The 25,241-nt window shown below is 59.3% G+C and carries 21 protein-coding genes; 17 read left to right on the top strand and 4 right to left on the bottom strand.

Annotation, left to right across the window (positions count from 1 at the left end; translation table 11 throughout):
- The first annotated feature begins 1 nt into the window (after nt 1).
- Complete coding sequence (locus ACTYOL_RS10355) at nt 2-1,126, top strand: LLM class flavin-dependent oxidoreductase (protein ID WP_054892722.1); 1,125 nt, start codon at nt 2-4, stop codon at nt 1,124-1,126.
- Here the strand turns inward: ACTYOL_RS10355 and ACTYOL_RS10350 are convergent.
- A complete protein-coding gene (locus tag ACTYOL_RS10350) occupies nt 1,104-2,180 on the bottom strand; it encodes a sigma-54 interaction domain-containing protein (RefSeq protein WP_444757869.1) in 1,077 nt (358 codons plus the stop codon). The genes ACTYOL_RS10355 and ACTYOL_RS10350 overlap by 23 nt on opposite strands.
- Nucleotides 2,181-2,326: 146 nt before the next feature.
- On the opposite strand from ACTYOL_RS10350, the gene ACTYOL_RS10345 reads away from it, so the two are divergent.
- Complete coding sequence (locus ACTYOL_RS10345; RefSeq protein WP_444757868.1) at nt 2,327-2,704, top strand: hypothetical protein; 378 nt, start codon at nt 2,327-2,329, stop codon at nt 2,702-2,704.
- On the opposite strand, the gene tssM is transcribed toward ACTYOL_RS10345, so the two are convergent.
- From tssM to vasI, 3 genes are read right to left on the bottom strand one after another with little or no spacing between them, the layout of a single operon-like run.
- Nucleotides 2,628-6,236, bottom strand: a complete 3,609-nt coding sequence (gene tssM, locus ACTYOL_RS10340) for a type VI secretion system membrane subunit TssM (protein WP_444757867.1) — start codon at nt 6,234-6,236, stop codon at nt 2,628-2,630. The two genes, ACTYOL_RS10345 and tssM, sit on opposite strands and share 77 nt — an antisense overlap.
- Nucleotides 6,236-7,699, bottom strand: coding sequence for a type VI secretion system protein TssA (gene tssA / locus ACTYOL_RS10335; protein WP_153773058.1), 1,464 nt, complete (start codon nt 7,697-7,699; stop codon nt 6,236-6,238). The genes tssM and tssA overlap by 1 nt, the downstream gene beginning before the upstream one ends.
- Nucleotides 7,687-8,262: a type VI secretion system-associated protein VasI gene (vasI, locus tag ACTYOL_RS10330; protein WP_232233457.1), complete on the bottom strand. Its 576-nt coding sequence runs from the start codon at nt 8,260-8,262 to the stop codon at nt 7,687-7,689. Before vasI ends, tssA begins: the two co-directional genes overlap by 13 nt.
- A gap of 360 nt (nt 8,263-8,622) precedes the next feature.
- Here vasI and tssB point away from each other — a divergent pair, with 360 nt between their 5' ends.
- From tssB to ACTYOL_RS10255, 15 genes are all read left to right on the top strand, one after another.
- Nucleotides 8,623-9,126, top strand: coding sequence for a type VI secretion system contractile sheath small subunit (gene tssB, locus ACTYOL_RS10325; protein ID WP_197891451.1), 504 nt, complete (start codon nt 8,623-8,625; stop codon nt 9,124-9,126).
- 16 nt (nt 9,127-9,142) lie between these two features.
- Entirely contained in the window at nt 9,143-10,633 is a 1,491-nt protein-coding gene (gene tssC / locus ACTYOL_RS10320) for a type VI secretion system contractile sheath large subunit (RefSeq protein WP_153773055.1), read from the top strand.
- Nucleotides 10,630-11,040, top strand: coding sequence for a type VI secretion system baseplate subunit TssE (tssE, locus tag ACTYOL_RS10315; protein ID WP_153773054.1), 411 nt, complete (start codon nt 10,630-10,632; stop codon nt 11,038-11,040). Before tssC ends, tssE begins: the two co-directional genes overlap by 4 nt.
- A 3-nt stretch (nt 11,041-11,043) precedes the next feature.
- On the top strand, nt 11,044-12,810 hold the full coding sequence (gene tssF, locus ACTYOL_RS10310) for a type VI secretion system baseplate subunit TssF (protein WP_444757866.1): 1,767 nt from the start codon (nt 11,044-11,046) through the stop codon (nt 12,808-12,810).
- Nucleotides 12,774-13,790, top strand: coding sequence for a type VI secretion system baseplate subunit TssG (gene tssG, locus ACTYOL_RS10305; protein WP_153773052.1), 1,017 nt, complete (start codon nt 12,774-12,776; stop codon nt 13,788-13,790). Before tssF ends, tssG begins: the two co-directional genes overlap by 37 nt.
- On the top strand, nt 13,787-14,344 hold the full coding sequence (locus tag ACTYOL_RS10300; protein ID WP_153773051.1) for an FHA domain-containing protein: 558 nt from the start codon (nt 13,787-13,789) through the stop codon (nt 14,342-14,344). Before tssG ends, ACTYOL_RS10300 begins: the two co-directional genes overlap by 4 nt.
- A complete protein-coding gene (tssJ, locus tag ACTYOL_RS10295) occupies nt 14,341-15,135 on the top strand; it encodes a type VI secretion system lipoprotein TssJ (protein ID WP_444757865.1) in 795 nt (264 codons plus the stop codon). Before ACTYOL_RS10300 ends, tssJ begins: the two co-directional genes overlap by 4 nt.
- A gap of 46 nt (nt 15,136-15,181) precedes the next feature.
- Nucleotides 15,182-16,519 carry a type VI secretion system baseplate subunit TssK gene (gene tssK, locus ACTYOL_RS10290; protein ID WP_200603615.1) on the top strand — a complete coding sequence of 446 codons (1,338 nt, stop codon included), beginning with the start codon at nt 15,182-15,184 and terminating at the stop codon, nt 16,517-16,519.
- A gap of 1 nt (nt 16,520) precedes the next feature.
- Complete coding sequence (gene icmH / locus ACTYOL_RS10285) at nt 16,521-17,369, top strand: type IVB secretion system protein IcmH/DotU (RefSeq protein ID WP_197891441.1); 849 nt, start codon at nt 16,521-16,523, stop codon at nt 17,367-17,369.
- Nucleotides 17,370-17,501: 132 nt separating this feature from the next.
- Nucleotides 17,502-18,017, top strand: a complete 516-nt coding sequence (locus ACTYOL_RS10280; RefSeq protein ID WP_153773047.1) for an Hcp family type VI secretion system effector — start codon at nt 17,502-17,504, stop codon at nt 18,015-18,017.
- A gap of 74 nt (nt 18,018-18,091) precedes the next feature.
- Nucleotides 18,092-20,278 carry a type VI secretion system Vgr family protein gene (locus ACTYOL_RS10275; protein WP_444757864.1) on the top strand — a complete coding sequence of 729 codons (2,187 nt, stop codon included), beginning with the start codon at nt 18,092-18,094 and terminating at the stop codon, nt 20,276-20,278.
- Nucleotides 20,275-21,156 (top strand): DUF4123 domain-containing protein, encoded by an 882-nt coding sequence (locus tag ACTYOL_RS10270; RefSeq protein ID WP_444757863.1) that lies wholly within the window; start codon nt 20,275-20,277, stop codon nt 21,154-21,156. Before ACTYOL_RS10275 ends, ACTYOL_RS10270 begins: the two co-directional genes overlap by 4 nt.
- 9 nt (nt 21,157-21,165) lie before the next feature.
- The gene (locus ACTYOL_RS10265) at nt 21,166-23,775 is read left to right on the top strand and encodes a T6SS effector BTH_I2691 family protein (protein WP_444757862.1); all 2,610 of its coding nucleotides are present in this window, start codon (nt 21,166-21,168) and stop codon (nt 23,773-23,775) included.
- Complete coding sequence (locus ACTYOL_RS10260; protein ID WP_444757861.1) at nt 23,775-24,971, top strand: DUF6708 domain-containing protein; 1,197 nt, start codon at nt 23,775-23,777, stop codon at nt 24,969-24,971. Before ACTYOL_RS10265 ends, ACTYOL_RS10260 begins: the two co-directional genes overlap by 1 nt.
- Nucleotides 24,943-25,200, top strand: a complete 258-nt coding sequence (locus ACTYOL_RS10255; protein WP_444757860.1) for a PAAR domain-containing protein — start codon at nt 24,943-24,945, stop codon at nt 25,198-25,200. Before ACTYOL_RS10260 ends, ACTYOL_RS10255 begins: the two co-directional genes overlap by 29 nt.
- The last annotated feature ends 41 nt before the right edge of the window (nt 25,201-25,241 follow it).

Raw genomic sequence — 25,241 nt, 5'->3', positions numbered from 1 at the left:
GATGTACAAGCCCGCGCACAGGCCGATCGAGATCGACTGGTTCCTGCCCACCAATGGCGACGGCCGTCACCTGACCAGCAGCGGCCTGCCCAAGGTCGGCCTGTTCCAGCAGGGTGAACGCGCGCCGACCCTCGACTATTTGCGCCAGGTGGTACGCGCCGCCGAGCTCGGCAACTTCGATGGCATCATGGTGCCCACCGCCAGCGGTTTCGAAGACCCCTGGCTGATCACGGCCGTGCTGGCCCAGGAGGTACAGCGCCTGCGCTTCCTGCTGACGGTGCGTCCGGGGCTCGAACTGCCCGCCTACAGCGCCCACCGCGCCGCGACCCTGCAGTTGCTCAGCAACGGGCGCCTGGACTTGCATGTGGTCAGCGGATCGAGCCGCTTCGAGCAACGCTCGCTGGGGGATTTTCTCGAGCATGACGAGCGTTATGCACGCACTGCCGAGTTCCTCCAGGTGTTCCAGGCCGTCTGGAGCGGACACGGTCAACCCCATCACGGACGCTACTACCGCAGCGGGGGCGGCAGCCCGATCGCACCTCAGGCAGCAGCACCGGCGATCTATTTCGGCGGCGCATCCAACGCCGCCGAACAGGTCGGCGCAGCCCATGCGCAGACCTACCTGATGTGGTGCGAACCGCCGCAGATGATCGCCGAACGCATCCTGCGCATGCGCGAGCTGGCCGCAACTCGCGGACGCACCTTGCGCTTCGGCTTGCGTTTGCACGTGTTCGCCGCGCCCACCGATGAGCAAGCCTGGGCGCATGTGGAGCGGTTGCTGGAGGAGATCCCCAAGGAAGCCATCGAACAGGCGCAACTGCAGATGGCCGCCTACGAGTCGGTCGGCCAGTCGCGCCAGACCGGGCTGGTCAAGGGGCGTGGACGACGGGCGCGTGAGCTGGAGGTTTCACCCAACCTCTGGGCCGGGGTCGGGCTGGTGCGGGGGGGCGCCGGCACTGCGCTGGTGGGCAGCTACCAGCAGGTCGCCGACCGGATCGAAGCCTACAGCCAACTGGGCGTGGAGTGTTTCGTGCTGTCGGGCTTCCCGCATCTGGAAGAGGCGATTCACCTGGGGGCCGAGCTGGTGCCGTTGTTGCGGCGGATCAGCCCGGCGTGCGGCCCTTGAGCATGCCGTGATTGACCAGCAAGGTGCGCATGGCATTGCGGGTGATGCCCAGCAACGCCGCCGTGCGCAGCTGGTTGAAGCCGCAATAGGCAAACGCTTCGCGCACGATCAGGTCTTCGATGTCGTGCAGCAACGCCTCTCCAGGGACCTCGAACAAGCGCAGCAACTGTTCGCGCATCACCTCCTGGGGCAGCGTGTGCACGTTGCCCGCACTGGCCCTGGCCACACTCAGCCCAGCGGAAAACTTCAGGTGCTCCGGGCGAATCGGCTTGTCGCCGGCCACCAGCAATGCCAGGTGCACAACGTTTTCCAGCTCACGGATATTGCCCGGCCAGGGATAGTCAAGCAGTGCCTGGGTCGCCGACTCGGAGAGCATCGGTTCACTGATGTTCAAGCGCGCGCTGTAGATTCGCCGAAAGTGCTCCACCAACGGCAGGATGTCGAGGGGCCTTTCGCGCAATGGCAACACGGCGACCTGGGCGACGTTGATGCGATAGAAGAGGTCCAGGCGAAAGTTGCCCGCCTCCACCGCCTGCTCCAGGTCGACGTTGGTGGCGGTTACCAGGCGGATGTCGATCTTCACGGGCTTTCGCGAGCCGACCCGCACCACCTCCTGCTCCTGCAGCACGCGCAACAGCTTGACCTGCAGCGCGAGCGGCAGATCGCCAATCTCGTCGAGAAACAAGGTGCCGCCGTCAGCCTCCTCGAACCAGCCGGCACGACGGCCCGCGGCGCCGGAAAAGGCCCCGGCCTCATGGCCGAAGAATTCGCTTTCGGCGAGCGTTTCGCTGATCGCCCCGCAATTGACCGCCACGAAGGCGCCACGACGGCCGCTGGCCGCATGCAGGTAACGGGCGACCAGCTCCTTGCCGGTGCCGGTCTCACCGTTGATCAGCACGGGCACGTCACTGGGCCCGACCCTTTGCAGAAACTCCAGCAGTTGGCGCGAACGCGGATCGGCGAAGACCAGGGCCTTGGCCCGAATCGACAGGGGATCCTTTTCCCCTTGGGGGAAGGTCAGGATCGGGCTCGAATGTCCCTGGGGGCCGCTCATGGCAAGGAGTTCCAGCGTAGGTGGCGATCGGAAAGTGACGCTACTTTAGCGAGCCGCGGTTATAACCAGAAATATTTAAAAAGCATTACCACAAAACTTTTATTTCTGAGCGTCGAGTCCCGGCTGTCTTGGACACATGATTTTTGGTGCACACCGCCGACTCGGACCACCTTGCCAGCGTCGAGATCTTCATCAACGCCCTGCGCGGCAGTGGTAAAGCGTTCATCCACACCTCCGGCTCCAGCGTGGTCGGCGACGACGCGTGGGGTGCCTATGAACGGGAGGCGATCTTCACCGACGAGACGCCGTTCGAGCCGATGGACATTCGTCGCGACCGTGTCGCGATCAACCAACGCGTGCGCAATGCCGACGTGGAGCTGGCCTGCGCACAGCATTTCAAAGGTCTCACTCGCTCATGCATTTGCATGAGCGAGTCCCTTACATCGCTTATAGGCCAGCCTGCGTGGTTGGCGCCAACCTGGGCGATTGCTGCAACAGTCCACGCGGCAGCCGGAAACCTTTGAACGGCTGTTGAGTAATGGGATTGAAAGCCTTCTCAGCGCTTAGCCGATAACGCATCACGCCATCGCCGGTCCTGAAGCTCAGGTCCACACTGGTCGCCGTGCGCCCATTGAGCGATCCGCGGCTGAGCAAACGAAACATCGACCAGGGGCCGCGGTATTCCAAACTACTGCTATTGCCGTTCTGTCTGAGCAAAGTCAGGTTGCTACGCACGTGCTGCCCCAAGGTGTTGGGCCAGACGATACCGGTGATCTGGCGTGGACCATGGGTGTATGAAATAAGCTGCCCATCAAGATCCAGCAGACTGGTGCGCTGGTTGGCGCTGAGCCCCAGCGGCTCGATGCTGAACTGCACGCTCAGGTTGCCGCGCTGATCGAAGAAGGTTTCACGGATGCGATCTGCCAACTCCAGCTGTTCAATCACGTCGCTGCGAATCAGCGGGTGCCCTTGCTCGCCGGCCTGCAAGGCTTCGAGGTTATCCTTCAGGAAGACCTTGAGATATTGATCATTGAACTGCTGCAGCCGCCCCTTCGGTCCGAAGAACGCTTCGAAGTCGTCCAGGGAAGCATCGGGCGCTCGTACCACGAAGGGATAGCGTCCGGCCAGACGCTGCTGGAAGAAGCTATACACTTCGGTATCCCAGCGCCGCTCCAATTCGCGCAGCGCTTCGACGTTCAGCACCTGTGCCGTTTGATCGGCCACTTTCCTGACCTGGTGGTTGATCGGCTCGGGCAAGCCGGTGGCGACTCGTTGCAAGGTGCTGATTGGATCTTGCCCTGTCATTGCGAAACGTTGATGCACGGCCCGAAGTGCAGCCTTACCTCTGTCCGGACTGTCCTGCACCGCCTTGGCATAGTCATGGACAGCCGCAATGGCGCCCAGGGTTTCATCGTAGTAGCTGGGCTTATCGCCCGATGCCCGCAGCAGGGTGCTCAGCCCTGCAAAAGTACGCTGGATTGCCCACGCCTGTTGTTGCTCTGGTTTGCCGACTCTCGGCCGCAACGCCTCAGCATCCTCAGAGATCTCAATGCCCACAGCGGCTGAAAGCGAAGTGTTGTCCTTTACAGTCTCCAACAGTCGATGCAGGGGTGCGGCTGGACCGATGAACTGCTGCAGCACCTCAACCCCATGATCCAGATCGCGGAAGTCAGCCACCGAGAAGGCATTCAAGGCCCGCCGCCAACTGTCGATGAAATCAGCGCTGTACAAGCTGCGCAGCCTTTCTCCCAGCGCCTCTCGGTCGGCATCCGAGTAATCAAGCTGGCCGCGCTCACCCAGCGCCCATTCGTCGACCATCGCCAATTCGGCGAAGCGCTGGCTGCGCGGCTCGAAGTATTCCTTGAAGCCCTTGGCGGTAAGCATTGGTGCCAGCAACAGCCCTTCACCCTGCCTGGCACCGACAGCGGGCTGATACACCACATCGAACGCTGGCCCAACCTGATGACGCAGGTCCAGACCTGCATGCAACTGCTCCCCTGCCTGCTGCTTGAGGCTCGCATAGACTCGCTCTGGCAGTGGCACCCTGCGCAAGGTCTGCTGCACCTCGGCGATACGCTGTTTGTACTGCGGCAGTTCGGTATCGGCATAGGCCATGGCGTACTTCAGGTGCCGCATAAGGTCACGTTGCAGTTGCCCTTGGCCGGGAAACTTTTGCTGCCACTGGCGGGCCATCCAGTCCTCGACCCATTCGGGTCGGCGATTGCGCCGGTCCTCTAGCATCCGGTAAACCCTGAGCGCTGCCATTTGCTGCTCACTGCCTGGGGACGCTGCATCCATGGCCTCAATTACCCCACTGGCCAAGGCCGGCAGAAAACGTTTCGAGAGCAAACTGAGGTAGGCCTCATCGACGCGGGGTCCGATAGCACGTCCCTGATACAAACCTAGATCAGCCACACCCGGCCACGCGGCACGATAGTCGCCAAACACCGACACAGCGTCGCGAATCTGGTCCAGCGGTTCCAATAGGTTGCGCCCGGTCGGATCCAGGCGCTGATCCACTTGGTGATGACTGTATTCCTGGCTTTTGGCGAGCACGTTGGCAGCCTTGGCGCCATTGATATCGAAGTAGCGTTGCCAGCTGGCGATTGAGACGAAAACAGCCAGTGCACCGACACCCGTTCCAACCCAGAGCAACTGCCGCTTGCCGCGCGCCACTCTGATGTTGTCGCCGGCAAGCCCGGCCTCCTGATAGATGACCCGCCTGAACGCGTGCTGGATGAAATAGGCCAGCGCCTTGCCCTGGGTCTTGCCTTCAAGTAGCGGAGGCGTCGTTTTGTAGGGCTGTGCCGCCTCACGAACGAACGCATTGAGCATGTCGCCTTGTTGTACGACCGAAGACCAGTACACGCCGCGCACCAGGGCCGGCGTGGTGAAGCGATCGCTTGCCAGCGTTTCTTTCAGGAAGCCCAGCAGTATGGGACGCAGCCCGACCAACTGAGCGTGCAATGAGAACAGACGCGCGCGCAGTGACGCGCCGCCCAACGTATCGAGGCGATCCACCACCTGCTCGAACAATTGGCTGATCAATTGATCGTAGTAGTCGCCATACTCGTCCAACCAGGCGTCGAAGGTCGTAGCCGCATCGAGCTTGAAGGTGAAGCCCAGCATCTTTTCCCGGGAGGCAGCGGGAACCCCTGCGTAAAGCTGGTCAAAACCATCCAACAGATCGAACTTGCTCAGCACCACATACAGCGGCAGGCGCGAGCCCAATTGGCTACTCAACTCATACAAGCGGGTGCGCAAGACATGTGCCAGTGCAACGCGCTGCTCTGGCGTGCCGTGCAGTAGCGCAGGCAGGTCGACAACCAGCACCACGCCGTTGAGAGCTCTCTGGCTGCGGTTGCGTACCAGCCAACCCAATAGGTGCTGCCACAACCTGGCCGGGGTACCAGGCGGTACTGCCGGTGCCTCTGCCGCTTCGCCCGGCGAAACCGATCGCGACTCTTGACTGATGAAGGCGCCCGGCGGATCAATGATCACCGCATCGTTGCTCACCCACCAACCGATCGGGTACGCCAGCGCTTGCACTTGTCGGCCACGCGCCTGCGCCTTGTCGATGCGAGTCAGAGAGAAACTCTGTTCGGTACGGTCGATGAAGCTGGTTTTACCCGCGTGCTGGTCACCCACCACCAGGTACCAGGGCAATCGGTACAAGGCGCGTCGCCCACCGGCATTGTGCAGAAATCGCGAAAGCCCTTGGTCCAATGCCTTCTCTTGCGCTTGAACGAACGGCAACGTTTGATCCAGCTCCGCGGCCACAGCCTGATTGCGCTCTGCCTGCAGGCGGCGATTACGCCCGCGCAGCACAACCAGCCAGCACAGCAGTGGCACCAGCACAAGCACCAGGCTTGCCAGCCCTCGATGAGCCACACTGGCCAACGGTTGCTGTTCACGCCACGTCCATTGCGGACCGAGCCACCAGATGGTAACGAGCATCAGCACAGCACCCAGCGCAAGCAGCAACGGCATCGCCAGACCAATACGCGTTACCAGCGGCAAGCCCCAGCGTTTGAGTTGCGTCCATAATTGCTTCATCAAGACTCCTGTTCCTTGCTCCGTTCAACCAGCAACTGGGGAGCGGCATACTGCTGAAGCCGCTGAAAGACCTCTGGCTCCCATGCGCTGGCGGTGGTGTGCTGCATCGTCCGGGCAACGCTTGCGCACAGGTCCTGCGCCAGCCAGGACACTCCCCGCGCCGCCAGCAAGTCAGCAGCGATCACCGTGGTATGGCAGCGCTCCCGAGGCGTTCGCAAATCCGCCTGCATTCCCTGCAGTCTGAGCAGAACCGGTTCGACGCCAGCGGTTTCCAGTTGGCCGGTCAACTCTTCGCGCAGGCTTGCAAACTCCTGCGCGCCTGCGTCCTGATCGGATTGCCCCTGGGAGCCCTTGAGCCAGGCCAGGCATTGGTCATCCACGAATACCCGGCCGTCGCTGAAGCACAATTGCTGCAACGCTGGCATGCGCAGCACGAACCGTGCGGTGGCAGCGCGAATGGCCTCCGCCACTTCGCCCATCGCCAACCGGGTTGCGGCAGTCGCCGCGAGGAAGCTGCCGCGAATCCAGTAAGGGCAAGCCGTTACGCTCTTTTCGATCCGCTGCAGCAACGCCGCGTCAATCGTCGTACCCGCGATAGCCTCTTCATAATCACCGGCGATATCCTGCGGAACGGCCATCAGCTCCGTCCGATTGCCCTGCCTGGTCTGCGGCGCAACCTGAATGTGTGCCCACAGGCCGAATCTGCGTAACTGGTAGCCGGTAGGGTCATAGGGGTCCTGTTGATTGATGAGCTCGGCCATGCTCAATACCGCACGCCGCGTTTCTCGCTCATTGCCCAGCGACACCCGCGGCACTGGCGTGGCGATGACTTGCGCCAGGGATGCAGGTTTGGTGCTGGGTGTAGAAGCCGCAGGCGCGATAGGCTCGCCAGCCCCGATGGCCAGCTCCAGGTGTTTGCGTAACAAGCACTCGAGCTCGTCCAGAGCAGCGGCATCCAGCAGCGCGGTGTGTTGTTGCTGCTGCAGACGCTTCAATCCGTCCTCAGCCATTGCGGCATGAGAGGCGTTGTAGGTAAAGCGGTCCAGCTGCGGCAGCGCCTCGATCAAGCGGGTGACCATCATCCCGACCAACTTGCGCTTGCCCAGGTAGCCCTTGGGGCCGGGCTTTGGATGAGCGGTTTCCCAATAGCGCTCAACAACGCCCGCCAACAATGCCAAGGTGAACCCCCAGCGCTCCCAGCAACCATTGCGCAGCCATGCCGCACTCAGGTGGGCAACGATCCGCAAGTGCTTGCACTGCTCGCTCAGGTACTGCCGGGACGCCTCTTCGATGTAGACCCAGTCGATCGAGGTTTCCTGCAGCCCACCCAGCTTGACCATCTCCTGGTCTATGGCCTGGTACGTCTCGTCCTCCACATCAAACAGGCCAGCGGGTGTCTGTGGGTCGATCGGCGCAAGCAGCCGGGCGATCTCTTCAGCCGAAACCTGTGCTACCAGCGACATGTCTTGCGCGCCTCATTGATGAGCGGGTCAAGTCCCTGGGCGTCAAAGATCAAGCCATCGACGGCCGGGTTGTCGCTCTGGACGTGGATGCGGTGAGCGCCGATCAGTTGCTTGATCTGCTCGATTCCCGGTAAACCTCGACCAGCGTCGAGTACCTGACCGTTTTCCATCACCTGCCATGGCGTCGCTTGGGTCGCGCGCTGCTCACCCTGCAACCGCACGTTCACCCGTCCCACATCGACAGGGCGGCCGAGCACCAACTGCAACCTGGAGATGTTCTGCACACAGCTGATGACCAGGTACGGAGCCGGCGTTGCCGATGCGATGGCGGGCGCGGAAATCAGCAAGCCCTCCGCTTGAGCGTTGAGGCGAAACGTCAGGTCCTCTGGCGGCCGGCTTGCTTCGTGAGTCAACACGCGGCGTACCGTGGGTGAGTCCTGCTCTGGCGCGGACCACTCCACCGGCTCAACGCGAGGCGGTGTTCCGGCGGACTTGTCAAAGCATGCCAGGCGCTCGAGGTTAGACACGATCCGCGGGCAATCTTGATCAGCGTATGCGTCCATCGGCATACAACCAAACAGCAGGAATACTCCTACACCGCATGTAATCCGGTTAATCACTGCAAGCAACTTCTCGCGCTAGATTCTTAATTATCCAAAACCAGGCTTACGCACAACTCAATATTTAAACCCACCTGGAAACTGGCGAAATCGTAGGCCATAAGCACGACAAATAACAAACAAATATTATGTTACAAATTCTCGCTCGACCAAATAACTCCATGCGATGCAAGGTTTTTATAGATGGAATCCCCTCCTAACAACACAGTAAAAATCCGCGCATTCCAGAAAGAACTTTCCTACAAGACAATGTAGGAAATTTCAGTAATCACGGAAACTTCCTACAGACTAAGGACAGATCATATGGCTAAAAATATTGGTTCAGTCGCGCCCAAGGAACGTATAAATATCAAATATGTTCCGGCCACTGGAGATGAACAGGCCGAAATAGAGCTTCCCCACAAGATGTTGGTCATGGGCGATTTCGGCTTGGATGACAACCGTGCGCTGGAAGACCGTCCAGTCATGCGCATCGATAAACACACCTTCAACAACGTGCTGAACGACGCCGACGTAAGCCTGGGCATGTCCGTACCTTCCATGCTCAACGCAGCACCAGGCACAGAGCTCGCCGTGCAGTTGCAGTTTCGGTCGATCAACGACTTCGGGCCAGACCGGATCGCCCGCCAGGTACCGGAGCTGAACAAGCTGCTGGAGCTGCGCGAAGCCTTGGTTGCCCTCAAAGGGCCGTTGGGCAATGTGCCTGCGTTTCGCAAGCAACTACAGCACCTGCTGAGCAACGAGCACGCCCGAAAGCAGCTCGCCCAGGAACTGGATCTGGTGCTCGAAGCACCAAAAGAAGACTGAGACAGCGGAGCGTCCCATGCCTAAGCAAAACAGTACTACCGTGACCGTTGAGGCAACTATCGACACATTGGGCACAGCCAGTTTGCTCGACCAGATCATGGCAGAGACTCAACTGGTTCCGGCACAAGAGGGTTATCAAGTCGCCAAACAAGGGGTCTCGGCTTTTATTGCTGAAATCCTTAAAAGCAATGACCCAGATCAATTAATCAACAAACACCGTGTCGATCAGATGATTGCCGAAGTGGATCGGGTACTCAGCAAACAGATGGATGCGATCCTGCACCAGCCTGAATTCCAGCAACTTGAGTCTTCGTGGCGGAGCCTCAAACTTCTGGTTGATCGCACAGACTTCCGCGAGAACATCAAGCTCGAAGTCCTGCATGTCAGCAAGGAAGACTTGCTCGATGATTTCGAGAATGCTGCCGATATCACCTGCAGCGGAATGTACAAACACGTTTACACCGCGGGTTACGGTCAGTTTGGCGGCGAGCCGGTTGCAGCGATGGTGGGCAACTACAACTTCGGCCCCTCTTCCCCCGATATCAAACTGCTGAGCTACATGGCCTCCGTCGGTGCCATGTCGCACGCCCCTTTCCTCGCAGCCCCGTCCCCCGACTTCTTCAACCTGAGCAGCTTCGAAGAGCTACCCAACCTGAAAGAGATCAAGGACATTTTCGCCGGCCCGCGGCATGCCAAGTGGCGTGCGTTCCGTGAAAGCGAAGATGCCCGCCACACGGCGCTGACCGGTCCGCGCTTCATGCTCCGCTCGGCCTATCATCCGCAGGAAAACCCCGTCCAGAGCTATCACTACCACGAGAATATCGACGGGAAGCACGACAACTACCTGTGGGGCAATTCGGCGTTCCTACTGGCCAGTTGCATCAACGACAGCTTTGCCCGCTACCGCTGGTGCCCGAACATCATCGGCCCGCAGTCGGGCGGCGCCGTCGAGGACCTGCCGGTGCACCTGTACGAGTCCCTGGGCCAACTGCAGGCCAAGATCCCCACCGAAGTGCTGATTTCCGACCGCAAGGAGTTCGAGCTGGCCGAAGAAGGCTTCATCGCCTTGACCATGCGCAAGGACAGCGACAACGCAGCATTCTTCTCCGCCAACTCGGTACAAAAGCCGAAGAACTTCCCCAAGACCCCGGAAGGGCAGCAAGCGCAGACCAACTACAAGCTCGGTACCCAACTGCCCTATCTGTTCATCGTCAACCGCCTGGCCCATTACATCAAAGTATTGCAGCGCGAGCAGATCGGTAGCTGGAAGGAGCGCCGTGACCTTGAGTCCGAGCTCAACAAGTGGATCAAGCAGTACGTCGCCGACCAGGAGAATCCCTCGGCCGATGTGCGCAGCCGTCGGCCTCTGCGAGCCGCTAGAGTCGAGGTATCGGACGTCCCCGGTGATCCGGGTTGGTACCAGGTGTCGCTCGCCGTGCGCCCGCACTTCAAGTACATGGGGGCGAACTTCGAAATCTCCCTGGTCGGACGGCTTGATACCCAATGAGCGGATTTTTTGACCGACTGGTGGCCGATCAGCTCGCAAACCGCAAGCCCTCCAGGCAAGAAAACGCGACCCAGAAGTTCGCGGCCATCAAGCGTCACTTGGAAACACTGCTCAACGCTCGCCAGGGTTGCTCACAGAGCAGCCCTGAGCTGGGCCTGCGTGACTTCAATGGGCACGACGCAAGTAGTGGCGACCTGCTGCAGCAAGTGAGCGCAGACATCCGCCGCACCATCCAGCGCTTCGAGCCACGCGTGCAAGTGCGCTCGCTCAAAGCCGTGCCCGATTGTCACGCCCCGCTGGAGCTGCATTTCAGGCTGGACTGTCACGTGCAGGTCAACAACCACACGGAACAGCTGCAACTGGAACTGCTGGTCAACGGCCATAACCGCCACACCCGAGTGAGGTGACCTATGTCGCTCAAGGAAAGATTCAGCGAAGAGCTGCGTTACCTGCATGAGCTGGGGAACGACTTCGCCGAAGACAACCCACAGCTTGCCCGACTGCTCGGCAAGGGTGGTAGCGACCCGGATGTCGAGCGTTTGATGGAGGCCTTTGCCTTCCTCACCGCCAAGCTGCGGCTCAAGCTGGAAGACGACCTCCCTGAACTGACGCACCCCATGCTGCAACTGCTGTGGCCCAATTACCTGCGGCCGCTGCCGAGCGCCACGATCATCCAATTCACGCCACGCAAGCAGGCACTGAGTCAGTCCCAGCGGATCCCGAGGAGCTCGCGGCTGTTTTCCAGAGCTGTGGATGGGGTGTCCTGCGAATTTCGCACCTGCATGGCGGTGGACATCCATCCCTTCGAGATCGAAGCAGTGAACGCCACCCAGACGCTCGACAGTTCGGTGGTGCGCATCGACCTAAGCGCCTTGGTCGAGCGACCGTTGAGTACTCTCGGCTGCGACAGCCTGGACTTCCACCTGAGCGGCGACACCGAAACTGCCCGCATGCTGTACCTCTGGATCGCGCAGTACCTCAAGCATGCCGCAGTGACGATCAATGGCGAGGTCCGTCGGCTGCCAGCCAGCAGCATCATCTTCCCAGGCTTCAGCTCAAACGAAGGGTTGCTGCCTTACCCGCAGAACGTTTTCGACGGCTATCGGATCTTGCAGGAGTACTTTGTATTTCCCAAGCGCTTCCACTTTTTCAGCATAACCGGGCTGGAAAAGGTCTGGCCCGATCAAGCCACTCGGCAGGTGGGCCTTGAACTTCATTTCACCCGCCAGCTACCTGACTCGTTGCGCATCGGCAAAGGGGATTTCAGCCTATTCTGCACCCCCGCTGTAAACCTGTTCAGCCACAGCGCCGAACCTATCGACCTATCCAACCAGCACGCCCCTTCTGATCTCATTCCCAAAGGTGAAGAGCGGCACGCCTATGAAATATTCAGTGTCGATCGGGTGATCAGCACTCGCACGACCACCGACGGAAGTACCGGCGAACACCTACGTACCTTCCGTCCCTTCGAGTCGTTCGCCCACGAGATCGAGCATGTTCAAGGGCGCACAGCGCTGTACTACCGCTACACACTTGAAGAGTCCCTGCTGGGCGACGGCGTGACTCATCGCATCGCCTTCGTGCGAGCGGATGCCAACGCTTACATCGGTGAGCTGGAAACTGCATCCATCGACCTGACTTGCACCAACCGCAACCTGCCACTGGCGCTAGGCATCGATGACATCAATGCCCTCACTGAAGCAACACCACCGCTGGCGACGTACACCAATATCTGCGTGCCCACCCGCCCCTATCGACCGGTACTGGACGGCCAGCTGCAGTGGGCTCTGATTTCCAACATGTCGCTCAACTACCTGTCGCTGCTTTCATCCGAACCGCTGAAAGCGGTCATTCGCGCCTATGACTTCGTGGCCTTGCACGACCTGCAGCAGACGCGCACCACCCACAAGCGCCTCGAAGGGATTCGGGATGTTCAGACGCAACCTCTGGACTGGCTGATCAAGGGCCAACCCATTCGAGGGCTACGCACACGGCTGAAGCTGGATCAGGCGGCATTTCTCTGCGAGGGCGACCTGTATCTGTTCGGTTGCGTGCTCGCGCACTTCTTCGCCCTGTACGCCAGCATCAATTCCTTCCATCAACTGGAAGTGATCAACACCACCAACAACGAGCACTACACATGGCCAATCCAGACCGGCAAGCAACCGCTGATCTAGCCGACAAGTTGCTCGCCGATGCGCACCAATACAACTTCTTCCAGCTGCTGGAGCGCCTGCATGGCCTGCACGGGGATGACCTGGAACCGCGTTGGCCGGACGAAGCCACTCGGCTACGTGTGCGGCTGGGTTGTGATCCACGGCTGACCTTTCCGCTATCCGATGTGTACAAAGCTGAACGCATCCCTGGAGAAGCAGACCGCTATCGTGTGTGCACCACGTTCATGGGGCTGCATGGCACCGACTCACCCCTGCCCTCCTACTACCTGGAGCAAGTGGCGTATGAGCATGCGCACGGCATCGGTGTGCGGCCTGCGTTCTTCGATTTCTTCAACCACTACCTGCTCAGCCTGCTGCACCGCATCTGGCGCAAGTACCGCTATTACATTCGTTTCCAGCCGGGTGCCAGCGATGGCTTCTCCCAGTACATCTTTGCCCTGCTCGGGTTGAATGACAAACAACTGCGCGGCGACACGGCGCTGCCCTGGAGCCGGCTGCTCAGCTTCGCCGGCGTCATCGCCAGCCGCAGCCGTGCGCCCGGTACCGTCGCCGGCATCATCGCCCACTGCTTCGACCTCAAGCAGGTGCAGATCCGCGAGTTCGAAACCCGCCTGGTTCCCACCACGGCCCAGCAACTGGTGAGCCTGGGCCGCAGCAATGGCGAGCTCGGCAGCTCCTTTATGGTCGGCAGCCGCACGCGTACTCGCAGCAGCAAGTTCACCATCGTGATCAGTGAACTCGACCAGGATCAGCTGCGCGACCTGTTGCCCAGCGGCATCAACTTCAATCGCCTGCGTGCACTGATCGACTTCCTGCTGCGCGACGGCCTGGCCTACGACCTGGAGCTGCGCCTCAAGCAGAACGCCCTATCGCCCTTTTGCCTGCACGCCAGCCAAGGCGCCTACCTGGGCTGGACCAGTTTCGTCGATGATCGCCACGGTCAGATCGCCCCGGTTGTGCGGTTTCGGGGGCGCTCATGAGCACCTTGACCTTGAGCATCATCAACCTTGAACAGTTGCCGCACGACGTCACGGTTCGACACCAGTTCGATTGCGCTGGCGGCACCATCGGCAGCGCAGAGGCCACCTGGCGGATCAATGATCGCGAAGGGAGCGTCGCACCAATCCACTGCGAGATTCGCTGGCTCGAAGGTAGCTTCTGTGTCATCGACCTCTGTCAGCGCACCTATCTGAACGACAGTCTCGACAGCCTGGAATCGCTCACCGCCAGGCGACTGCTCGACGATGACCGACTGCGCATTGGCGCTCTCAGACTGCTGGCTCAGCTTTCGCATACGGATGTGCGCTCTTTGGAGGATCTGTTCAGCCCTGAGCAGAGAACCCTTGATCAATGGCTGCTCGATGTACCCGCTCAGAGCTGGCAATCGGTTTGCGCCACGCGCGAGGCCGCCATTGAAATCTGCTCGGCCTTCGAACCAGGGGTTGGCAGCGACCCCTTGGCGGCGCTGGACACTGTGACAGGACCTGCGCAGCAGAACCCGTTGGAAAGCCTGATTGCAGGAAAACACCCATGACCCGTTACTCATTCGCAGCCGCTGTGCTGATGGCAGTGATCGGACTCTCAGGCTGCACGTCTCTGAGCAAGATCGGCCAAGTCATCGTGGACCCCTCGGTGCCCGTCGGCCCGCCCAAGGAACACCCCACCCAAGTCGCGTTCAGCATCAACGCCAGCCCAACGCTCAACGGCAACGCCCACAGCGTCGAAGTACCCGTCGAGCAGCCTGGCGCCCTGGAACCGAGCCCCTACGCCGTCAGCTTGAGCGCGGGTGACCCTTACGCCTTGACCGAAAAAGTCGGGACCCTGCTCGAATACCTCCAGCAACAGTTCCCCGCCATGTCGCCGGTCGCGATGCCAGAGGACGAGGACGATGACCTACTGCGCTCGCCCATGGAAGAGAGCACCCCCGGCAGCTATGACGACCCGACCGTGATCCTCACCTTACCCCACACCACCACCGTGGCCGCCAAGCCTGTCGCTACGCCCATGGCGATCAAGATCCTGCAGCTGCGTGATGACTCGCTACTGCGCAACAGCGTTTACGAACTGCTGGACAAAGACCCGCCCAAGGCATTGCGCAGCACCTACATCCGCGATGACGACTACCTGCTGCGACCTGGCCAGTTCAAGTTCATTCCCTTTGCGCCCATCGATCCCGAAACCCGCTTCATCGCGGTGATCGGCGACTACCGCAATCAGGAAAACGCCACCTGGAGCCAAGTGCTGCGCATTCCCCCTCGCGGCCACCAGGTCATCCTGTCGGTGTTGCTCAACGACACACAGGTCCAGCTCAAGGAGGAAGACTGATGCCACGCCAGACTACCTCACCTACTCACGCTGACACGGAGCGCTCATGAGTTCACGCAACCCCGTCCTCTGGCCTGAAGGCCTGTTCGTCAAACCGCAGCATTTTCAACAGGCGGCCCGAGCCAGCGAAGCAGCCCTGCACCAACGCCTGGGCAGCCTCAATGCGGCGTTCTATGGGTTCAGCGAACTGCAGTTGAACGACGAGTACTTGAGCCTGGGCAAGATCGCCATCACCCGTGCGCGAGGCATCATGCCAGATGGCACAGTGTTCGATATCCCCGCCGACCTGCCGCCACCTCCACCACTGGAGATCGAGGACGACGGGACGAAAGACAGCGAGATCTACCTGTGCCTGCCACTGCGCACCGAAGGCGGCCGGGAGGTGAGTTGGCCCGACAACGCCGCCAACTTCCGTTACAGCGCCCAGGCCGAGGAAATCAAGGACACCCACAGCGCAGACGGTGACCTGGTACAGGTCGACCTGGCAGTACCCAACCTGCAGCTCAAGCGCAAGGCCGAAGACAGCAGCGCCTACACCCGCCTGGCCGTTACTCGTATTCTGGAACGGCGCCCCGATGGCAGCCTGCAACTGGACGAAGGGTTCTACCCCACCAGCGTTTCGGTGCGCGCCGTACCGGCGCTGCAGCGCTTCCTTGAAGAGATCACCAACACCCTGCGCGAACGCGCACGCAACTTGGCCGCCCGCATCGGTGCCTCTGGGCAGTCGGGCATCGCCGACATCCGCGACTTCAACCTGCTGCAGGCCATGAACCGCTGGTGGCCGTGCTTCCAGCATCTGGCCAGGCAAGGCCAGACCCATCCCGAGCAGTTGTACCTGTGCATGAGCCAGGCCTGTGGCGAGTTCGTCACCTTCACCGACGAGACGCGGCTGCCACAGGAGTACCCCGCCTATCACCACACCGCGCTGCGCACGTCGTTCAAACCGCTGGAAGACACCCTGCGCCGGGCACTGAGCACGGTGCTGCAACCCCGAGCCGTCTCGTTGCCATTGCAAATGCTGGAGTACGGCGTGATGACGACCACCCTGGAAGACCGACGCCTGATCGACCAGGCCGACTTCATCCTGGCGGTACGCGCCAATCTGCCACCGCACACGTTGCGCCAGATGTTCGTGCAGAAGGCCAAAGTCGTCTCGCTGGAATCGTTGAACGAAGCTGTGCCATTGCAACTTCCGGGTATTCCACTGGTGCCGCTGCCCGTGGCGCCCCGAGACCTGCCCTTCCACGCAGGGTTCACCTACTTCGAACTGGACCGTCGAGCCCCATCCTGGGCTGGCATGAAGACGTCCAGTGGCTTCGGCATTCATGTCGCCGGCGAGTTCCCAGGGCTTGAACTGCAGTTCTGGGCAATCAGGAGTGAATGAGATGAAGGATGCTATTCACGACAGTCAGGATGGCAACGGGGGCCTCTTCGACACGATAGCCACGGCAGGTAAGGAAGCTAAAAAATCCTCCGCCGACACCGCCACGCATGCGCAGGCACAACCTGCTTTTCAAGGCTACCTCGCCGACCCTGACTTCCAACTGCGGGGCGGCTTCTCAAACTTGATGCTGGATGCCGCCGCCCCCCTGTTCGGCCTGGTGATGCGCCTGCGCACGCTGGATTCATTGCCCAACATCAAGGAAGTGCATCAACAGGTACGCAACCAGATCGACAACATCAGGGAAGAGATGCGTCAGCACGGCTACGAGCATGCCCAGTTGCTCGCGTACTCCTACGGGCTGTGCCTTTACATCGATGAAGCGGTCATGGAGCGGCCTTGGGGCAAAGCCAGCTGCTGGAGCCAGGAACCCCTGCTCAGCATCTTCCACGACGAAACCTGGGGTGGGGAAAAGTTCTTCACCGTGCTCTCGCGCCTTATGCAGGAACCCAAGCGTTATCAGGACGCACTGGAGTTCATGTACTTCGCGCTGTCCCTGGGCCTGAAAGGCAAGTACGCCGTCGCGCCCAAAGGCGAAGAATCGCTCAACGGGCTCATTCACCAGCTTCACGGAATCATCCGCGAGCTGCGCGGCCCCGTACCGGAATCGATCAGTGATCCCTACACCAACGTCGCCCCGCGAAATTTCCGCATGAACCGGCAATGGCCGTGGTGGAGCCCGTTGGTGATTTGCGCCGCAGTCATGGCGGTGGCCTACGGCATCTACAGCTACCGCCTGCACCTGATTACCACCGAGGTGCTGGCGTCGCTCAACGGCATCTTGCAGCAGTAGATCGCCGACACCCGTGGCAACGGAATTCAACGAATTGACGAGGCATCTGCCTCGTTGACAAGCCCATCGTACCCGATGGCCACGCCACCTAGGTGCGCGTGCTTTATCCACATGGATGCAGGAGATACTGCCATGCCAACACCCGCTTACATCAAGATCATTGGTAAAACCCAAGGCAACATCACCGCTGGCGCATTCACCGCTGATTCAGTCGGCAACGTTTTCCAGCAAGGCCATGAAGATGAAATTCTGGTGCAGGAAATCAAGCACGAGGTAACCACGCCTACCGATCCCCAGAGCGGCCAACCCAGCGGGCAACGAGTACACAAGCCGCTGATTTTCACCAGCGCGCTGAACAAGGCCACGCCGCTGATGTATCAGGCGCTGGCCACCGGTGAGATGCTGACCACCGTTGAGATCAACTGGTATCGCACCTCGGTGGAGGGCAAACAGGAGCACTTCTTCACCACCAAACTCGAAGACGCGACCATCGTCAGTATCAACACGGAGCTCCCGCACGCCCAGGACAAGGAGAACGAAAACTATACGCAGCTGATCGAGGTTGCGCTGGCCTACCGGAAAATCACCTGGTCACACGATGTGGCCAATACCGAAGGCTCTGATGACTGGCGTGCGCCTGCCGCCTGATCCATGCGAATGCTCCGGGCAGGTGATGCCTGTCCGGGCTTTGCGTTCATTCAGACGGCGGACAAGGATTTTCTATGCCTAGCCAATCTGACTTGCGTTACAGCTTCCAGCCACTCGTGGGCAAAGCAGAATTCGAAGTGGTTTCGTTCACACTCAAGGAAGGTATCAGCCAGCCGTTCACGCTCGAACTTCAGCTGATCAGCTACGAAAACGACATTGACTTCGGCCAGTTGCTCGACAAGCCGGTGCTGTTCACCATCTGGAATGGCGAACGTCCCGTGCGCTACGTGCACGGCCTGGTCAGCCGTTTCAGCCAAGCTGAAAGCGGCTTCTACCGCACTTACTATCACGCGCTGGTCGAGCCACAACTGGCCCGCGCCGACTTGCGTTCGAACTGGCGTATCTTCCAACAAAAGACCGTGCCGCAAATTCTTGAACTGATGCTCAAGCGTCAGGGCATCGCCCAGTACGAACTGCGCAGCAGCATGGACCACCAGGTCCGTGAATTCTGTGTTCAGGCCGGCGAGACAGACCTCGCGTTCATCGCTCGCCTTGCTGCTGAAGAAGGCTTCGTCTATCGCTTCGCCCACAGTGAAAAGCTGCACAAGCTGATCATCACTGATCGGTTGCAATCGCTGGGGTTGATCAGTCATGGCGCCATCAAGGCCGAGGATGAAGACGAAGGTTTCTACGAAGACGATGAGCCGGTAGATCCCAACACCGTCCTCTATCAATCCAGCAGCGGTGGCGACCAGCCAATTCCCTGTCTGCGCCGTTTGAACTACAGCGAACAGGTGCGTACGGCACGCCAGGTGCAACGCGACCACACCTTCACCAACCCGGCCTACCGCCAGGAACACCGCGCCTCCGGCTCCTTCCTGGAGCATCAATCCAGCGAGTACGAGTACTTCGACTATCCAGGCCGCTACAAGCGCGATGTCGTAGGTAAACCGTTCACTGAAAACCGCATCACGGCCCTGCGTCACGATGTACGACTGGCGCAAGTCGAAGGTGATGACGTACGCCTGCAACCGGGCTTGAGCTTCACGCTGACCGGACACCCACGAGCCGACCTCAATGCGCACTGGCGAGTGAATACGGTCATTCACGGAGGCACCCAGCTCACCAGCCTGCAGGAAGAGGCCACCAGTATCAATCAAAGCACACGGTACGAGCAGACCGCCGTGCTGATCCCCGGCCGCACCGAATGGCGCCCTGCCCCTCTGGCAAAGCCGCGGATCGACGGCCCGCATATGGCTACCGTGGTCGGGCCGAAAGGCGAAGAGATCTATTGCGATGAGTGGGGGCGGGTCAAGGTCAGTTTCCCTTGGGATCGCGAGAGCGAGAACAACGAGTTCAGCTCCTGCTGGGTACGCGTCTCTCAGGGATGGGCCGGTGGTAGTTGGGGCTCGATGGCCATTCCGCGGATCGGTCAGGATGTGATCATCCAGTACGTCAACGGTGACCCCGACCAACCCATGATTACCGGGCGCACTTACTGTGGCGATCAACTGCCACCGTACGACCTGCCCGACCACAAGACCCGCATGACCATCAAGAGCCAGACTCACAAAGGGGATGGTTTCAATGAACTGCGCTTCGAGGATGAGTTGGGGCGGCAGGAGGTGTTCATTCATGCCGAGCGGGATCAGAACAATGTGGTCAAGCATGATGAGACGACACAGATTGGAAATGACCGGTCTGAACGTGTAGCGCGGGATGAGCAGATCAACATTGGTCATGACCGACACGAGGAAGTGGGTAACGACCAAGGTCTGAAAGTTGGGAGAGACCATCATCGTCAAACAGGTCGGGATGACCTGCTTCAAATTGGCCGCCATCGCATGATCACTACAGCAGAAGATCGTACGGAGCAGGTGGGTAACAACAGATATGACAAAACCACAGCGAATCACTCGATAGAGATTGGAGGCCATCTGGAGCAACACGTGGTCGGAAATGTTGAGCTACGGGCAGGACAAGCAATTCGCCAAGAAACGCAAGTGCTAGAGATTCAAGTGTCACAAAGTCTAACCATCAAGGCGCCGGGGGCAACAGTAACGCTTGACGGCAGCGGCATCACACTTGACGCCATTGCAATCAAAATCAAAGGCCCCGTGGCACAAAGTCCAACAGGAAGCACGCATAACCTCGCCATCAGTTCCACTCCAGCGCCTGGGGAAGCAATCTGCGTCAGCTGTTTACTAAAAGCCATCGCAGAAGGTCGCAATGTCATTCGCATGGAGGGTGAGAACGAATGAAAGACCTCTTCGTCGAAAAGCTACTCCTTCCTCTACGACAAGCAGAAGGCTATCGACTTTCCGCTGTTCTCGAACTTTCCCAGCTAAGCGCTGAACAGTTGGAAAGCCTCGCACAGCGGGAGCACGGAATATTGTATCCACTGATGCAACAGGATGAACTCAGCAACCTGCGTCCGTTCGGCACTGGTCTATATGCGGCCAACACCAGTACCACCTTGCAGAACCAATCCGACTTCTTCTGGCAGTTGAGCGAGTTCGCAGCCGATGCAATCTGCGGCTGGATCATCAGCTCGTTGCCTACTGCTGCATTAGCTACGCACCTGGCGCAAGCCAATACAGTTCTGGCACCTGACGGCCAACGCTACTTACTGCGCTATCACACCGAACAATGCCTGCGGGTGCTGCATGCCCGAAAGGATCTGCCCAAAATCGTCGAATGGTTCGCTCCCATCCATAGTTGGTGGGTGCCTTATCCAGATGCCAGTGAAGAAACCTGGGGCTGTTTGATGGGGGGTGACAGGTCTGCAACCGAAGAACTCAACGACCTAACACTAGACCACGCGTGCTGGGAGGCACTGGCAGGAGACCCACTTGAACATCGACTCGCCGATCAATTGAAAAGCTCGCTGGCCGCGAGTGGGCAAACTAAACAATGCCACAGCGTGCGCCTGGGCCGGGTACGCAAGTACCTCGCTGCCGCGCGAGAAGCAGGACTCATCGAGCAACAAGACCTGATCACCTACGTCACCTATCTAGCGCTGCTCGGCGACAGAGTGACGCTCGATCCCATTTGGCAGGCTGCCATGAAGGAATCACTCGAGCAAAGACAGCCACTTGCTCAACGCCTTCAAACACACCTGCGCCGCTTACTTCACTAGGGACCTCTCATGCTCGATCTGAAGACGCTGCTTGAAATCAATCGGCAGAACTGCGAGGCACTACAAGATCCTTTTTCAATTGGGCCGGATGTCACCTGCACACGGACCTTCACTGTGCTGCCATTACGCTATGCCGCCGTTGGCGGTAGTGCCCACCAGCGCCAACGATTACCTACCCTGCCTGAGCACCTGCGCCACCCTCATCGCATCAGTTCGCTGCGTCATGCCGACTACGCCATTCGCCCACTTCGTGAAGGCTTCCTGTATGTCATGGAAAAGCGCAAACGCAGCGGGCGATACAGTCTGCACCTACCCTATCGAATCGCCGCGAACGGGGCCCTGTCGCTCATCGACCCTGAACACGCCGAGCCTCAACCATCAGGTACCCACACCCTCCAGGATGTCGTCCGCAATATGACCTGGGCGTTCAAGGTTCAGGATCTCGACGATTTACTTGAGCTTCGCCTGTTCTACAGCCCTGACCCTTTGACCCTCGCGACACAGCAACAATTGCTGCGTCGACGCGACACGCTACCGGCCTTGGATATAGCACCCTTCGCCGGTCCCAGCTGTCCGACGCCCAGGCCTTACACGATACGTCATGACCAATTGGAGCTGGTCGCCGACTTTGCCGCCGAATCCAACGACGCGTTGCGCACGCTATTGGACTCCCAGGTATTCAGTGCACCCAGCATCAGCTCGCTGGCCGCGGCGCGGCAAGCACTGGCGCCTTTGGGCGACAGACCTGAAGCTCGGGGCGTCGCCCTCGTGGTGGAGGACGCCATCGGTATTACTCAAGAACTCAATGCCTGGCGCAACGCCGGCATGGAACACCTCAAGCAATGGTTGGAGACCAGCACCGAGAAAGCCGGCCCTAGTAACGAGCGCAAGGTTTTGGTCGCCCAGACATTCAGCGAACTGCATCAGCAATTCACTGAGCGCAAAGTCGCCGCGCTGGTCGATCACCATAAAGAGGCGATGCGCGCCTATCTCGCCCACAGCGAACAGGCCGTTCACCCGCAGATGGCCGAATGGTGGGCGCAGACCCAAGAGGCCATCCTCGACAGCGCCAGTGAATTAAAAAGGCAGAATCTTGAGACCCGTGCGAGAAACGGTGAATTCGCAAGGCATTTCGAAGAGCGCTACCTGTCACAGGTCAACCTGCAAGGCATGCACCAACACCTTGACTTGTTCGATGCGCAGAGCCTTGAAGCACAAAGTCTTGCCGAGTCCAGAGCGGCAGATCACCTCGCGTGGTTGAAGTCCTCCGATCTGTTGAACGCACTTGCCCACTACGACGAGAACGACGTCGCCAATGGCCTATGCTTTGCGCACCAGACAGGGTTGTGCGTGGTCGGCCTCGAAGGCGTGCCCGCCGGCGCAGAGTTACTTGCCCAATGGTGGCGCGCCGACAATATCTCCCCCGATAACTTGGCGCTGCGCTCGTTTGTCTTCAACCAGCGCGCGATCGCAGAGGTGCTTGCGCAAACACGCATAACGCTGGATGCACTGCCGCAGGGTGGCGATCCTTGGCAGCAACTGGATACGGCGCTCAAACAAGCCAAGGAACTCGCCGCACACTTCAGCCAGGTGGACAGCCATCTGGACCAACTAGCGCAACACAGCCCCGCCAACACGGCCGGCGCGCTGGCCTGGCTCGGGCAATTGGGGCGCCAGAGCTTGTCAGTGGGTGCACCTGGCAGCGCCGATCGCTTGCTGTACCGACGCCTGAGCACCTACCTCATCGCCTCACTGGGTGAGCAAGCAGTGAACCTGCGGTTGAGTGAGCAGGCACTGGAAGGCCAAACCCCGTCGCCCGGCCGCGTCGCGGCACCTGTCGTGCGCCGTCTCGATCGAGCTTATGTCGAGACATTGCAAGGCGTACACGGCAATCAGTTCTATCGCTTGCGGGTGGCCAGTGCGCTACTCCTGCTGGAGGCCGGACTGCTGCTGTTACAAGGAAGGAAAGATGACAAGAACCGACGCTTCTGGAGTGAAGTGACTGCGGCCGCATTGACCAGTGCGGCCGCAGGGATGGAATTACTTGCAGTAGGTACTGAACTGACGCTCAGAGGTGTTGGTGAGAACAGCGTTACTGCGCGAGGTGCGCAAGTTAGCTTGGGACGTTATCGACTGTGGGGGGCCGGGTTGGCGGCGGTGGGGGGGATTGTCAGTATTACGTGGGACATCTCCGACGCTATAGAGGCAAAGAATAAATCCAAACCAACATTAGCATTAGCTTATGAAGTTAGAACAGGTGCTACTTTCGCGCTACTCGTAGGGCAAGGAGGAATAGCATTTTCACAGGCTAGTGCGCTTTTTCACTTGCTGTCGATTAGTGTCCCCAATATATTCAGAAGTAGCTTAGGTGCGACCTTTTCAAAATTATCTACACGATTGGCGGCGAACAGAGTTGCCATGCTTTGGCTCAGTCGTTTGAGCTGGATTGGAGGCGCCATCGTGCTCGCTACCAGTATTGCTTTACTGGTCCTCGATGAAAACGCGCTAGAAAAATGGTGCAGCAAATGCTGCTTCCGCCTTCAACTATCTCACAAAGGCTACCAAAAGGATGCAGAAGAACTTGAGTCTTTGTTCAGTGCAATTAGCGAGGTCATATAATGTATTTTGTTGAGTGGCTCTCATGGCTTGCCTACATTGATCCAAAAGAAGAGCGCGATGCTTTTGAAAAACAGCACAAGAAAGCGAACCGGAAAATCATATATGAAAGCGACGAGCAGGAGATGATTGAATTTGCGAAAAAGTCAGCTTGCAACACACCTAAAAGTCGAGGGCCAGTCTATATTTACAATGAGCGCATATTGGAAATGCGTTGCGGCACGTGGGAGGATAAACGGGGACTGATAAGCATACTATCCCTTACGGCTATAGCTTACTCATTAGCAAATATAGCGATTGTTTTAGAGGACATAAAATTTCTTTTAAACCTAGCACTCAACTATAATGGCGAGCCCTATGGCGAGCAGCTTCTCATGGCGTCATTCTTCCTCACCATGGGCTTAGGTACATTATGGCTTTACTTAAAATTCGGGCTCCGCTTCACGCGATTCGAGATGTTCACATCCCGCCACTTACTAATACGTTTCAACCGCACTACCCAACAAGTCTACCTGCACCGTCCAACATACTGTGGCGGTATCGTCACACTCCCTTGGCACGGCGTCATGTGCAGTGGCTCGGATAAAAAATACGCCGCTGCCGGTAGCTTAGGCCTTCCTTTGGATCTTATATGGCCACCCTCGTACGCCGGCGCTCTACATCCTGAACTCGTCCACGTAGGCAAAGCCGCCAACAACTTCGCGGAACTACAAGCCGAATGGGAGTTCATCCGCCGCTTCATGGATGAGGGGCCAGAGGGTTTGCCGCGTCCCCACATCACCTCGCACTTTCCCTGGCCCTGGCAAGCCTTCACACCTCAATTCGAAGGGCTGACCCGCTACTTTCGTACCTCCTCTCGAATCACCAAGATCGGCCTCGTCTTGATCTCGCCCGCCTTCCTGATCATCGGAACCGGTCACTGGCTGAGCCTCATGCTGTGCTGGAAACCGCGCTGGCCCAAGATCATTCGCGAAGCCGGACTACCCGGAAAGCCCGTTCCGCCATTCACCACGCTTGACGACTATCCACCGGCTATCCAGGAGCGGTTGCGCGAGAACGCTTACCTCTGGGCCGCCCGCCCAGGCAAGCGTCCGGAGAGAAAGAAACGCACCGCTACGCGTCAGCCAAAGACCGAAGTAGAAACCTCGACCGTCGAAAAGGATATCCCCTGTGAAACCCATCGTGCTGATCGGCCATAAACATGATTGCCCCCTTCATGGTGAGGGCGAAGTGATCTCCGGCACCTCCGGCCTCACAGTGAAAGGCCGAGCGGCTGCGCTTGCGGGGGACCGCATCAGTTGCGGAGCCATCATCGAAGCCGGGGCTTCGAGCTTTCACATAGAGGGCAAAACGGTTGCCCGACAAGGCGACCGCACCGACCATGGTGGCGTGCTGATCGAAGGTGACCCTGATTGGCAAATCGCATGAAAAATGCCCCAGCTAGCCACCGCTGCCTTGGGGTATTTCGA

The organism is Pseudomonas sp. A014 (assembly GCF_052378495.1).
GTDB classification, from domain to species: Bacteria; Pseudomonadota; Gammaproteobacteria; order Pseudomonadales; family Pseudomonadaceae; genus Aquipseudomonas; species Aquipseudomonas machongensis.
Note: the sequence above shows the minus strand (reverse complement) of the source record. Positions and strands in the feature narration are given on the sequence as shown.

Coding starts and splice junctions, on each gene's coding strand:
- ACTYOL_RS10355 (WP_054892722.1), top strand. CDS start 2: ATGTACAAGCCCGCGCACAGGCCGATCGAGATCGACTGGTTCCTGCCC.
- ACTYOL_RS10350 (WP_444757869.1), bottom strand. CDS start 2,180: ATGAGCGGCCCCCAGGGACATTCGAGCCCGATCCTGACCTTCCCCCAA.
- tssM (WP_444757867.1), bottom strand. CDS start 6,236: ATGAAGCAATTATGGACGCAACTCAAACGCTGGGGCTTGCCGCTGGTA.
- tssA (WP_153773058.1), bottom strand. CDS start 7,699: ATGTCGCTGGTAGCACAGGTTTCGGCTGAAGAGATCGCCCGGCTGCTT.
- vasI (WP_232233457.1), bottom strand. CDS start 8,262: ATGGACGCATACGCTGATCAAGATTGCCCGCGGATCGTGTCTAACCTC.
- tssB (WP_197891451.1), top strand. CDS start 8,623: ATGGCTAAAAATATTGGTTCAGTCGCGCCCAAGGAACGTATAAATATC.
- tssC (WP_153773055.1), top strand. CDS start 9,143: ATGCCTAAGCAAAACAGTACTACCGTGACCGTTGAGGCAACTATCGAC.
- tssE (WP_153773054.1), top strand. CDS start 10,630: ATGAGCGGATTTTTTGACCGACTGGTGGCCGATCAGCTCGCAAACCGC.
- tssF (WP_444757866.1), top strand. CDS start 11,044: ATGTCGCTCAAGGAAAGATTCAGCGAAGAGCTGCGTTACCTGCATGAG.
- tssG (WP_153773052.1), top strand. CDS start 12,774: ATGGCCAATCCAGACCGGCAAGCAACCGCTGATCTAGCCGACAAGTTG.
- ACTYOL_RS10300 (WP_153773051.1), top strand. CDS start 13,787: ATGAGCACCTTGACCTTGAGCATCATCAACCTTGAACAGTTGCCGCAC.
- tssJ (WP_444757865.1), top strand. CDS start 14,341: ATGACCCGTTACTCATTCGCAGCCGCTGTGCTGATGGCAGTGATCGGA.
- tssK (WP_200603615.1), top strand. CDS start 15,182: ATGAGTTCACGCAACCCCGTCCTCTGGCCTGAAGGCCTGTTCGTCAAA.
- icmH (WP_197891441.1), top strand. CDS start 16,521: ATGAAGGATGCTATTCACGACAGTCAGGATGGCAACGGGGGCCTCTTC.
- ACTYOL_RS10280 (WP_153773047.1), top strand. CDS start 17,502: ATGCCAACACCCGCTTACATCAAGATCATTGGTAAAACCCAAGGCAAC.
- ACTYOL_RS10275 (WP_444757864.1), top strand. CDS start 18,092: ATGCCTAGCCAATCTGACTTGCGTTACAGCTTCCAGCCACTCGTGGGC.
- ACTYOL_RS10270 (WP_444757863.1), top strand. CDS start 20,275: ATGAAAGACCTCTTCGTCGAAAAGCTACTCCTTCCTCTACGACAAGCA.
- ACTYOL_RS10265 (WP_444757862.1), top strand. CDS start 21,166: ATGCTCGATCTGAAGACGCTGCTTGAAATCAATCGGCAGAACTGCGAG.
- ACTYOL_RS10260 (WP_444757861.1), top strand. CDS start 23,775: ATGTATTTTGTTGAGTGGCTCTCATGGCTTGCCTACATTGATCCAAAA.